General features: G+C 48.8%; 13 protein-coding genes. 6 read left to right on the top strand and 7 right to left on the bottom strand.

What is annotated here, in order from left to right; genetic code table 11:
* Positions 1-285 precede the first annotated feature (285 nt).
* From VNA68_03260 to VNA68_03290, 7 genes are all read right to left on the bottom strand, one after another.
* Positions 286-825 carry a PAS domain S-box protein gene (locus VNA68_03260; GenBank protein HVE81124.1) on the bottom strand — a complete coding sequence of 180 codons (540 nt, stop codon included), beginning with the start codon at positions 823-825 and terminating at the stop codon, positions 286-288.
* Between the two features lie 20 nt (positions 826-845).
* Positions 846-1,130, bottom strand: a complete 285-nt coding sequence (locus VNA68_03265; GenBank protein HVE81125.1) for an HU family DNA-binding protein — start codon at positions 1,128-1,130, stop codon at positions 846-848.
* 64 nt (positions 1,131-1,194) lie between these two features.
* Entirely contained in the window at positions 1,195-1,767 is a 573-nt protein-coding gene (locus VNA68_03270) for a hypothetical protein (protein HVE81126.1), read from the bottom strand.
* The gene (gene rny / locus VNA68_03275) at positions 1,767-3,284 is read right to left on the bottom strand and encodes a ribonuclease Y (protein ID HVE81127.1); all 1,518 of its coding nucleotides are present in this window, start codon (positions 3,282-3,284) and stop codon (positions 1,767-1,769) included. The genes VNA68_03270 and rny overlap by 1 nt, the downstream gene beginning before the upstream one ends.
* Positions 3,285-3,536: 252 nt before the next feature.
* Positions 3,537-3,923, bottom strand: coding sequence for a tRNA (adenosine(37)-N6)-threonylcarbamoyltransferase complex dimerization subunit type 1 TsaB (gene tsaB, locus VNA68_03280; protein HVE81128.1), 387 nt, complete (start codon positions 3,921-3,923; stop codon positions 3,537-3,539).
* Positions 3,920-4,399 (bottom strand): tRNA (adenosine(37)-N6)-threonylcarbamoyltransferase complex ATPase subunit type 1 TsaE, encoded by a 480-nt coding sequence (gene tsaE, locus VNA68_03285; protein HVE81129.1) that lies wholly within the window; start codon positions 4,397-4,399, stop codon positions 3,920-3,922. Before tsaE ends, tsaB begins: the two co-directional genes overlap by 4 nt.
* Positions 4,332-5,687, bottom strand: a complete 1,356-nt coding sequence (locus VNA68_03290; GenBank protein ID HVE81130.1) for a lamin tail domain-containing protein — start codon at positions 5,685-5,687, stop codon at positions 4,332-4,334. Before VNA68_03290 ends, tsaE begins: the two co-directional genes overlap by 68 nt.
* A gap of 179 nt (positions 5,688-5,866) precedes the next feature.
* On the opposite strand from VNA68_03290, the gene VNA68_03295 reads away from it, so the two are divergent.
* The 6 genes from VNA68_03295 (at position 5,867) to VNA68_03320 (ending at position 12,139) form a co-directional block, all read left to right on the top strand.
* A complete protein-coding gene (locus VNA68_03295; protein ID HVE81131.1) occupies positions 5,867-7,765 on the top strand; it encodes an ATPase, T2SS/T4P/T4SS family in 1,899 nt (632 codons plus the stop codon).
* Position 7,766: 1 nt separating this feature from the next.
* Positions 7,767-8,981 carry a type II secretion system F family protein gene (locus VNA68_03300; protein HVE81132.1) on the top strand — a complete coding sequence of 405 codons (1,215 nt, stop codon included), beginning with the start codon at positions 7,767-7,769 and terminating at the stop codon, positions 8,979-8,981.
* A 110-nt stretch (positions 8,982-9,091) separates the two neighbouring features.
* Positions 9,092-9,514, top strand: a complete 423-nt coding sequence (locus tag VNA68_03305) for a prepilin-type N-terminal cleavage/methylation domain-containing protein (GenBank protein ID HVE81133.1) — start codon at positions 9,092-9,094, stop codon at positions 9,512-9,514.
* 80 nt (positions 9,515-9,594) lie between these two features.
* The gene (locus tag VNA68_03310; GenBank protein HVE81134.1) at positions 9,595-9,993 is read left to right on the top strand and encodes a hypothetical protein; all 399 of its coding nucleotides are present in this window, start codon (positions 9,595-9,597) and stop codon (positions 9,991-9,993) included.
* A gap of 38 nt (positions 9,994-10,031) precedes the next feature.
* A complete protein-coding gene (locus tag VNA68_03315) occupies positions 10,032-10,682 on the top strand; it encodes a hypothetical protein (protein HVE81135.1) in 651 nt (216 codons plus the stop codon).
* Positions 10,682-12,139, top strand: coding sequence for a hypothetical protein (locus VNA68_03320; GenBank protein ID HVE81136.1), 1,458 nt, complete (start codon positions 10,682-10,684; stop codon positions 12,137-12,139). The genes VNA68_03315 and VNA68_03320 overlap by 1 nt, the downstream gene beginning before the upstream one ends.
* Positions 12,140-12,166: the final 27 nt, after the last annotated feature.

Here is a 12,166-nt window from a genome sequence, read left to right on the forward strand (position 1 = left end):
GAAAAATCAAAATTTAATATGACGGAGGCTAGGTTCTTTGAGCGACTTGAAGATTGTCTCCGACGAATAACCACTAACAGTCTGAGGAGAATACAATTAAAGTAAAGTTTTTTTGGAAGACCAGCATATTACTGAGCATTATAGGCTCAATATTACTAACGCTAATATTAAATCTTATTTTTTAATAACAACAAAGGAATCATTAACCTAGCTCGCCCCAAGGAACTCATGCATATAAAATCGATTCTATATGCTTGCAGAAAAGAGGCGCCTAGTGCCCTTTTTTTACTGTTTTTCCTTAGGTCGGGTTTGAGGGGCGGTACCGCCAGAATGTCTCTCGGCTGACCCTACAAGTTTTTCTAAAATTGTGCTTACTTGGCTTTCCGCTTCTTTCGCCTGCTTTTCGAGCTGTTTACTGGCCGTGATATCTTCTATAGCCAGCAAGATAACCTTTTGTCTATTATCCTGACGCATTATCTCTCTAGCATTAAGCAGCATTACCTTTTCGCCAATATGTTCGAAATTATGAGTTACCTCATAGTCATCGACTGCCGAATTTTTAGGAATAATTTTTTCAAGCAGTATCTTAAGCTTATCGATATTCCATTGGCCATTTCCTATGTCGTACAGGCGCACATTTTCTGTTTCTTCTCTAGTGACTTCAAATGTGCTGTAAAATGCCGGGTTTGCCAGAATAACAACAAAATTTTTATCAAGAACCATCAGAGAGTGTTTAACCGTGTCAAAAATCTCTATCGCGTTAACTACTATATCTTCACGGGTATCAAGCGGGAAGCTGTTTAGTTGTTGTTTTACATTTGCCATTTCTTATTCCTACTACTTTATTAGTCGGCTTTTTTTCGTACGCCTTCCTTCAGGCGTTTACCTGCCCGAAAGCGCGGCATAGGCATTTGCGGAATACGAATATCCTTGCCGGTCTGGGGGTTGACCCCGCGCCGGGCGGCCCGCTTGCCCAGATCGAAGGTTCCGAAACCGGTAATAGATACCTTTTCGCCCTTCTTGATAGTACGGCTGACGATATCGGTGAAAATAGCGAGCACATTCTCCACTTCCCTCTTGCTAAGCTTGGTTTCGCGGGATAGGGTTTCCACGAGTTTTTGCTTTGTCATCGTGTTTTGTGCTCCTTACTAAGTAAAGTTTAATTCAAGCAGGTAGCCTAAACAAGCAAAACAGCTATGACTTCAGCTGGCCCGACAGCTTCCAGGCCTCAAAAGCGGCCAGAGCCGAAACTTGCGCGTCCCAGCGGGGGTTATGGTGTAGGGAGGGCGCGCCGCCCATTTTATCCTCCACCATCTTTTTGCGTACAGCCAGCGGCTTAATGCCCACCTGAAGCAGCATAGAGGCGAGATCTAGCAGCGGGAACGGGTGGCCCCAATAGCGATCCTCAATATCATCATCCTGGCACTGGATCAAAAAGCGCGCTTCTACCGGGTAGCCGTTATCGGCCAGCACGTAATCGGCCTGGTTTTTAGCGGGCAGGTACCAACTCCAGAAAGCGTCACGCATTTTTTTGGCATTCGGGTAATCTTCTGGCACGTCTTTCATCGGCTTAATGACGTTGTCTTTTACCCAAGGGTCAATCTTACCCACAACCGGACAGCGGCCAATAAACTCATCTAGCACTTCACCCTTGGCGTTCATTAAGACCGCCCCTACGGCAAATGCCTCACCATGCAGGCCGTTACTTTCGACATCAATCGAAAGCAGCTTGGTCTCTTTAGTTATTTCCGGCGCTGGCTGATCCATTACTTGGCGTACTCAATAGCGCGGGTTTCGCGAATTACATTCACTTTAATGACACCGGGATATTTAAGAGTGGCTTCTATCTTAGTAGCCAGGTCGCTAGCTAGCTTAATAGCCGAGAGGTCATCTATTTCTTCGGGCACTACTATTACCCGCAATTCACGGCCGGCCGAAACGGCAAAGCTTTTTTGAATTCCCGGGAAGGCGTTGGCTAGGTTCTCTAGCTCGGTCATACGCTTAATGTAGTTTTCGTAGGTGTCGCCCCTAGCTCCCGGCCGGCTACCAGAAAGGCCATCGGCTATACGTACGATTACCGCCTCTGGAGTGGTAGCTTCAATGTCATCGTGATGGGCCTCAATCGCGTGGCAGATAGCTTCCTCCAGCCCATACTTGGAAGCCATATCGCGCGATATGTGATGGTGCTGGCCCTCGATTTCGTGAGTTACGGCCTTACCGAGATCATGCAAGAGGGCCGCCGTTTTGGCTATACGCACATCGGCTCCGATTTCGCTGGCTATCATGGCAGACAGGTTTGCCATTTCTACCGAGTGTTTCAGCACGTTCTGGCTGTAAGAGGTCCTAAACCGCAGCTGGCCTAATAGCTTCACAAGCTCCGGGTGCAAGCCTACTACCCCGGCCTCTTTGGTGGCGCGTTCACCGGCCTCTTTTACGATTTTTTCTACCTCACCATGGGCCTTTTCTACTACCTCTTCGATTCTAGAAGGGTTAATGCGCCCGTCTGAGAGTAACTTTTCTAGGGCGATTCTGGCTATTTGGCGGCGGATCGGGTCGAAGCTAGAAAGCACAATAACGCCAGGTGTGTCATCTACTAGTACATCCACGCCGGTCAGGCGCTCCAGGGTCTGGATATTACGACCCTCTTTACCGATAACCCGCCCCTTCAGCTCCTCGCTGGGCAGATCCACGGTGGTTACTGTGCGCTCCTGAGTCTGCTCGGAGGCCATACGCTCCATTGCGGTAGCTAGAATCATGCGCGAACGGTCTTCAGCTTCTTCCTTGGCATCTTTTTGCAGTTTATCAATCAGCTTAAGCAAGTCTTCTTTTAGGCTCTTTTCGGTCATTTGCATCAGCTTCCCTGCAGCTTCTTCCGTGCTTAGTTTGGCAATTTTTTCTAAATTGTCCTGCTGTTTGATTCTTAACTTACGCAGATCATCCTTGAGCTCCTCTAGGCTACTCTCACTCTGGCGCAGAGCTTCGGCCCGCTTGTCTAGCTCATCTAGCTTACGATCTAGCGTGGTTTCGCGGCTGGCCAGCCGGTTTTCTGTTTCGGCCAGTTTATCGCGCCGTTGCTTTTCCTCGGCTTTGTTTTCCTCGGCGATTTTTATGGCCTGTTCTTTGGCATTCAGTTCGACCTCTTGGGCTTTTTGTTTGGCTTCTTTTAGCATAGAGTCGGCCTTTGCCTCAGCCGTGCGAGTTTTTCTGCGCGCCATATAAATACTAGACGCATAGCCACCGCCGGCGCCAACACCTAAGACGGCCAAAAGTACAGCTACTTCCATAATTTACAACCTTTCTTGCGAGAAAGTCTGCCTATTTGTCACAATTTCTTCATCAGGCTACTGCTAGCGCCTTTCTTGAAATCTACTCAAATATCCAGATTTTCTACTGAGGCTGAAACAAGTTTTTCTTCTTAATTGCGATCCGGGTATCAAGTTGGACCGAAAAAAGAGAAGATTAATTATTTCAGCAAAAATAACAATTTAATAATTAAGAGTACATTTATTTAAGCCCAAAAACCGGCCGATATCAAGCTATTTGGGGCGAGTTATATTCGGTTTTGCCCCATACTCGGGGATAATCTGCGTATCGTTTTCATCTTTCTGCAAGCGCTTTTGCCCATCACTTACCCAGTTCTCGCCATTTGCATCAACAATAGGGATTTTCTGGGCATAAGCGATTGTATTTGCCACAGTGACGCCTATTCGCAAACCAGTAAATGAGCCGGGGCCTTTAAAGGCGACTATGCCAGATAGATCCTTCCACTCTAAGTTATGTTTTTTCAGCAGATCCTTAATGCGGTCTAGGAGGGTATCAGCTAGTTGCCGGCCGGCCTCCCACTTCTCTACATCGATTTCTTTTTGACCGTCGAACAAACCGACTTGTGCCTCGCTCCTATCAGTGCGTATAACTAAAATCACTTTTTTAACCCTTCTATGATGTAGTTTAGCTTTGAGCTCAGTGCCTCAACTATTATTCCCCTCTCGTCCTCTGCCTTACCGGGTTCCAGGTGGATTCTAACCCGTTCCTGCGGTAGGCCGGCACCGCTGTGCTGCCCCCATTCCACGGCCACGATTGATCTTGAATCACCCAGCACCTCGGCCAGCTCCATATCTACAATGTCTCCGGCACCAAGACGGTAGAAATCGAAGTGATGGAACTCTAGATTATCCCGTACCTTATATACGCGACTAATAGTAAAGGTCGGGCTGGGAACGCTTTCTGCGTACCCCAATCCGCGTAGCACACCGCGGATGAGCGTGGTTTTGCCGCCGCCGAGATCGCTGGCCAGTTCTAATACCTCTCCGCCGCGTAATAAGGAGCCTAGTTTAGCCCCGAGCTTTTCCGTGGCCGCGGAGCTTGTGGTAGATGTTTTGTATGTCGTAGCGGAATTCATAAATCGCGTATCCGAGTGTTAATGTAATCAGTATACCAATCAACCAGTCGGCCGGTTTAAAATTAGCTGCTTTTGGGCGCTGGGCCGGAGCAGCCGAGGCAACTTTGGCTTTAGAAGTTTTAGAAGCTTTAACTGCTTTGGCAGATTTTGCCTTACTGGCTTTGGTTTTGGCTTTGGCAGACGCCTTTTTGGTGGCTTTGGGCTTTTCCGCTTTGGCTTTGTCTGCTACCAGCGGCGCTACCAGCACGTTCGCCTGTGCGGGTGTGGTCTGCAGCGTCCACTGCCACGCACCTGCAACCAATGCCCACGCCAACCCCGGCTCGGCAGCGGGGTAAGCATCGGCTTGGCCGACTATCTTGCCGGAAGGATCTAGCAGCTGGGCGGTGCCGCCGGTATTCACCAGGCTTAAGCCGGTATCTTTGGCATATACGACCACATATTCACCGGGGTTGATGATTATTTCGGGCAGGGTGTAAGAGTCATGCAGGCCAGTACCGGATTTCAGCACATAGCCCTCTAGGCTTACCGGTTCGCTATTTGAGTTGTATAGCTCAATAAACTCATCCTCACTATCTGTCAGCGGTGTCTGGGGATCGACTAAAAGCTCTGTAATACTAACTGGTAGATAGTCTGGGCTCGGTGTAGGCTCTTCAGATTCTTCTGGGGCGGGATTTTCTGGCGATTCATCACCCTGAATATCGGCAGGCTCAGAAGTTGCCGATGTGCTTTGCGGTTGAGGAGACAAGCGCAATACAAAATCGTTGGCATTATCATCGGTGTCGGTGCCGTTGCCGGCTAGCTCTCTGATGAGGCCCGGCAGCCTTTCCAAGCTTTGACCCGCAGCCGGGGCGCTGGCCGGTGCTGTCTCGGGCGCGTTAGCGGTTACGCCATAACCCAACTTGTCTATTGCCGCCCCGTTGCTGTTAACAATCCGCACATGCCCAGCGGTAGCCGAAAAGCCAACTGAAAGCTGCGCGTCGGCTGGGGGCAGATAATCGGCCGAGGCAATCAAATAAAAGCCGTGGGCCTTAATGGTGCCTGTAAGTGTAGCCTTGGTGCTCCAAGACGTATCAGTATCGGCCGAGGCAGCTGATTTGTACTCCAACTTCCACCCATCCACATCAATATCCGAGTCGGTAGGGTTATATAGCTCAGCGAACTCCTCCCCAGAGCTGGCTGAGGTGCCAGTCTGCAACTCGCTTATTACTAAATGTTCCGCACTGGCTAGTGCCACACCTCCGAAACCGGCTACTGCTATGATGATTGATGCAAAAATTCGTAAAAACAAAAGAGGGCTCCACTTAGTGATACCCTCTTGAATATTTGTTAGTTTATAGAAAATGCTTAACTTCCGTCAAGTTTAAGATTAAAGCCGGCTTTTATATTCATAAAATCTGCGAATACAGCGTAACCGCTTATATTGCGCTTATGCTATAATTTAGTGCGTAAACGGGGTGAGTTTCTAATATGCGTATCTCGACAGCGGAGCTTAAACGCCTGCTGATAGAAAACAAGGTTAAACCTGAGGTTATTAAAGAAGCCGAAGAAGCTCATGAGCAGACCGGTGAGCCTCTGCTAGCGGCTGTGCTTAAACGTAAAATAATATCTGAAAAACAGCTTCTGGAACTGTATGCCAAAAGCATTGAGGTCCCTTACGTGGAGCTGAAAGACCAAAAAATCCCGCGTGATATTCTGACCAAAATTCCCGAACGTATTGCCCGCAAATACCAAGCAGTATTATTCGGCAAGGAGGGTTCGCAACTACTCTTGGCTATGGCCGACCCGGAAGATTTCCAAGCCGCTGACTTTATCTCCAAACAGATCGGGCTGGACGTTAAAATTCACTTGGCTGCTCTGACCGATATTATGGCACTCATAGATCAATACAAAGGCAATATCTCCAGTGAAATCACCAAAGCCATTAAGGACTCTTCGACAGAAGAGGAAAACCAACAGGAAGTCAGCGCCAAAGATTTGGCCGAAGATGCTCCAATCGCCAAAACCGTCAATATTATTCTAGAATATGCTATTAAATCTAGGGCTTCAGACATCCACATCGAACCAAGGGAAAGCCTTGTGCAAATCCGCTACCGAATAGATGGTGTGCTGCGCGAAACCATGACCCTACCTCGGCCAATTCTGCCGGCGGTTGTCTCGCGCATTAAGATTCTCTCAAACCTCAAGATCGACGAGCATCGCGTGCCGCAAGACGGACGCTTTAAATTCGTAATGGGTTCAAAAACGGTTGCCCTGCGTGTTTCCACACTGCCGGTGATGGACGGCGAAAAGGTAGTAATGCGTCTGCTCGATGAATCGGCCAAAGCTTTGACCTTAGAAGAGCTGGGCATAGAAGGCAAGGGTTTTGCCATTATTAACGCGAGCCTTAAAAAACCACACGGAATGGTACTGGTAACCGGCCCGACAGGCTCAGGTAAATCGACTACACTCTACAGTATTCTAACCACCATGAATACTCCCGGAGTGAATATTTCTACGGTGGAAGATCCGGTAGAATATCGTATTCCCGGTGTTAATCAAACGCAAGTAAATACTAAAACCGGCATGACCTTTGCCACCGGCCTTAGATCTCTCTTGCGCCAGGACCCGAACATTATCATGGTCGGTGAGATTCGCGATAAAGAGACTGCCGATCTAGCGGTGCAGGCTGCCCTGACCGGACACGTTGTGCTCTCTACCCTACACACCAATAATGCCGCCACTACCCTGCCCCGCCTGCTAGATATGAAAATCGAGCCCTTTTTAATCGCCTCTACTGTTAATACCGTTATCGGGCAGCGTTTGGTACGCAAGCTTTGCCACAACTGTCGCATCAGTTATGTGCCGGAGGGCGCCGCTCTTGAAGATATTAAGAGCGACTTTCAGGTAGAAGGTGCCTTAAAGCGCTTCCATGAACAGCACGCGGCGGCTCAAAAGCAGATTGAAGACCTTAAAAAGAAAAAGAGGACAGACGGCTCTGGTAAAGAGATTATGCAAAAAATCTCTTCCGATCCGAACATAGTTGACCACACTAAAGAAGATATTATGGACGATAAGCCCAATACAGCAGCCGCCAAAGTCGAACCGGCAGTACCCAAAACATTAAAAGACGGCGAGTTTGAACTATACAAATCCGGCAAAGGATGTGAGGAATGCGGCGGCAACGGCTATATAGGCCGAATGGGTATTTACGAGGTGCTAGGTGTAGATGAAAAAATTGGCCAGCTGATTGTGAACCACGCTACTAGCGAAGAGATCCAGAGTGCCGCTATTGAGGCCGGTATGCTGACTATGCAGCAAGACGGTTTCTTAAAAGCCCTGAGAGGTATGACGACAATCGAAGAAGTGCTAAGGGTCACAAAGGAGTAGTATGGCTACATTTGCCTACACAGCTAAAGACAAGAAAGGTGAGCTTAAAAAGGGTACCCTGATAGCTGCCGATCAATCCTCAGCTGCTGCTAACTTAATCGATAAGGGGCTAACTCCGATCCTGGTAAAAGAAGAGGTTGCAAAGACCGCCTCCGGGCTTAATTTGCGCCTACCGTTCGGTTCTAGAATAAAGCTGGTAGAAAAAGTCATATTCTCGCGGCAGTTTGCCACCATGATTAATGCCGGTGTGCCGATTGTGCAATCGCTGGCAATCCTCGAAAAGCAGACTACTAGTCGTAAGTTCAAGGCCGCAATTGGCGACACGGCAAAAAAGGTGGAGGGCGGCTCGACACTATCGGCGGCTCTGGCGGCCCACCCGGATGTGTTTTCTCCGGTTTACGTCAATATGGTTAAAGCCGGGGAATCGGGCGGACTGCTCGACCAAGTGCTTGATAGACTAGCTACCCAGCAGGAAAAAGATGCCGAAATTGTCGGCAAAGTCCGCGGCGCTATGATCTACCCCGCCGTTATTACATCGGTTACAGTTGCTGCCTTTTTTTTCTTAATGGTGGTGATTGTGCCAAAACTGTCCGCCATCTTCGAAGGATTAGGCGGCGAACTGCCAATCTACACCAAAATTATGCTATTAATCAGCAGCAGCCTGATAAACTACGGCCTATTTCTACTGGCTGGGCTGGTTGTCATGGTAGTTTTGTTTATACGCTTCGTTCGCACCCCAAGCGGCAAGCGAGTTTTTGACCGCTTCCTGCTGCGCCTGCCGATTTTCGGGCAGATTATCGTGAAAGTGAATATAGCGCGGTTTGCCAGGACTTTCGGCTCACTGATGAGCTCGGGGCTATCTGTCTTGGATGCCCTGCAGTCCACAGCCACCGCCTTAAACAACACAGTCTTTCAGGATGGCCTTAAAGAGGTTGCCAAAGAGGTTAAGGCCGGCAAGCCGATATCGGAAACGATTGCTAAAAATGAGGTTTTTCCCCCGATTGTCGCCCAGATGCTGGCCGTCGGCGAAGAAACCGGCCAGCTTGATTCCATATTAATTAAGCTGGCGGAATTTTACGAAAAAGAAGTAGATGCCGTAATAGCCGGCTTGACCTCTATTATTGAACCGATTCTAATTCTAGTCTTGGGCGGCATGGTCGGATTCATCGTCATCTCGGTCTTCGGGCCGCTCTCATCTTTGAATGAAGCAATATAGCACCAGTCAGCTCAGGTGAATCGCTTGACTATTTAAGCATAAGCCTTTTATAATGAACTTAAGTAAAGCTTTGGCTTTGAACTTATTAATACTAGGAGGTAAGCACTCGAATGAAAAAACTATTAAGAAAACAAGGCGGTTTCACTCTGCTTGAATTGCTGATTGTGATCGTCATCATTGGTATTCTGGCGGTTCTGATTATTCCGAACCTAACCAGTGGCCCTAAGCGCGCCCGTGACTCGCAACGTAAAAGCGATTTGCGTAACGTAAAAACCGCGCTTGAGACGTACTACAACGATTACAGCGCCTACCCAAGCGGCGATTACAACGGTCTGGAAAGTAAGCTAGAGACGGATTACATTAAGGATCTGCCCAAAGATCCTAAGAACAGTGGAACCCTAATCTATACCTATACGCCTAGCGGCTGTACCGGAACTACCTGTACAGGGTATGAGCTAAAGGCTCACTTCGAAAACGCCAAAGATGGCCAAGCCGATGCTAATGGTGACTACACGATTTCAAGCGCCAACTAAACCTTAAGTAGTTAAAAAAACGGCCCTGCAAGGGGCCGTTTTTTTGTGGTTGTAAAACGCTTAAGCTATAATGGTTCTAGATGAAACGGCGGATAAAAAACCAGCACGGACTTACGCTGATTGAGCTGATAGTTACAGCCTCTTTTGTGGCAGCAGCAGCCATAGCTGTAGCAGAAATATTCATAACTGTGGGGAATCTGACAAGACAGGCTCGCAATATTTCTTCGGCTACCGCAACTGCCCAAGAAAAGATCGAGGTTTACCGCGATGCCGGCTACGCCTCTATACCCACCGGAAGCAGTGATTTTACTAGCACGCTACCCACCGGACTGGGTTCGCCGAAATCCGGAACTGCTGTGGTCGTTGAAGCGCCACCAGGCTTAAAGAGGGTCGATATTTTAATCACATATACTGAAGGTAAAAAGGCTAAGAAAGTACAGGTAACAACCTATATTACCCAACGAGGAATAAACAGGTGAGCCGGCTTTTCTGTTTAAAGAGCCAGCGGGGCACAAGCATGCTAGAGCTCTTAATAGGTACCGTCATAGTCGGTATTATGGCAGTGGTATTATCTGATTTCTATGTTAACAGACTGATCGATTACGCCCGTTCTGAAACCCTACTGATCTTGCAAGCTAACACCAAGCAAGCACTGGAAACCGCCTCCCGGGATCTGCGGGCAGCTAGCTCTATAGAAGCCGTCAACCAATGGGCCGACCCTAACGGACCGAGCGGTAACCCTTTCGGCTGGTCATCCAACAATGCCTCCCCTTCCGTTTTGGTGCTGGCGGTGCCGGCACACGATACAAATGGCGAACTGATTTTCGCCGATCCGGCACATACCGTATTAAAAACTAATGATGTAATCTACTTTGTCGATGGCGCCAAAAAAACCCTCTACCGCCGGACCTTGGCAAACCCAGACCCAGGCAATGCAGCTAAAACCACTTGCCCGCCGGCTGTGGCTAGTGCCGCCTGCCCGGCAGACGCGAAAGTGATTGAAGATGTCGCCAATATTACCGCTGCCTACTTTGATGTTAATAACACCCCTATCGTAACCCCCTCTCTGGCTCATTCGGTTGGTATGACTTTAACCCAAAAACGAACCAGGTTCGGACGTGAATACCAGAATAGCTTAACTAGCCGTACAACGCTGAGGAATAAATAATGAAGCTACTTAAACAACAAAAAGGCATAATTATAGTCGGTGCCTTTATTATCACCTTTTTCTTCATCGTCTCCTCGCTGGCTATAGCTGAGTTCAGTGTTAGCCATTACAGCAGTGCTCGGCGTACGCTTATTGCTACCAGTGCCCTGCAGGCGGCCGAAGCCGGGGCCGACAACTTTATGTACAACATCAACAAAGACCATAACTATAAAGGTACGAACAACGCGCTGCCAATCACTACCGATTCCTGCGATCCTTCATTTACAGTCACGCCAATCACGATTGCTGACAATACAACCCAAGGAAAGGTAACATACGAAAGTTGTGTAAAAAATGGCTCTATTGCTAATGAGAAGGTGGTTCTGGCCACCGGTAAAGTCTACTATCCGCAGACTGCCGCCCAACCGATTGTAACCCGTAAGGTAAAGCTGGTCCTTGGTGCTGTAATCGGGAATCCGTATGCCGTACAAACCGGTGCCGGCGGACTGACCATGAGCAACACGGCGGTAGTCGGAAGCGGCGAAGTCTACTTGAACGGAAGGCTGAAAATGAGCAATACCGCCCAAATCGGTACGGCTGCCACCCCGGCAACTGTCCATGTAGCCAATAATGCCTGCCCGCGGCCGGCCAACGCCCTCTACCCCTTAGCCTGCCTCGCAAACCAAGACGGTTATATTGGCGCTACTAATCAAAATGATGCGATTTGTATGACTAATAGGGCAAAAATCTGGGGAAATGTGCACGTAAATCTGCAAGGCACCAACTGTGATATTGATGCTTCGGGCACGGTTTCTGCCGGAGCTGCAACTGTGCCTCTGCCTGCAGACAACAGGCCGACATTAACGCCTATCAATTACCCCGTTATAAAAGAGCGGGTCGATAACGGCGATTGCCCGGTGGGGTCACCGGTTACTATCTGGGCTGACCATACTCACTTTAAAGGTGATGTAGAGATCAGCCATAACTGCGTTGTGATTGTTAAAGGTGATATATGGATAGATGGCGACCTGGAAATGACCCAAAGCGCGGTCTTAACAGTCGACCCCACATTAACGGACCCCAATAACCCTCCAACTATCGCTATTGATGGCGCGGGCGGGTTTAAACCTCAGAACCAAGCCTCTATGAACGCAAATATTACTGGTGTCGGATTCAGAGTGATTACCTACCACGCCAATGGCGCCGCCTGTACCCCAAACTGTATAAACCTGACAGGACCGGGACTGGCGACTGCGCAGGGATTTGAAACAATCACTTTCCGCAACGGTTTTACCGGTGTTAACTCCCGCTTCTATGCCAGGTGGAGCCAAGTGGGAGTAGAAAATGCTACCAATGTCGGATCTCTGATCGGGCAGAGCGTGGTGCTGCGTAACCCTGGTACAGTTACCTTCGGCTTTACGGTCGGTGGCACAATCAGCGCCTGGGATGTGCGGCATTATGAGCAAGTCTTCAAGTGATAATTGCAATCGTATCTGGTATACTAA

This window comes from Candidatus Dormiibacterota bacterium (genome assembly GCA_035536395.1).
Classification (GTDB): domain Bacteria; phylum Patescibacteriota; class Saccharimonadia; order UBA4664; family DATLOE01; genus DATLOE01.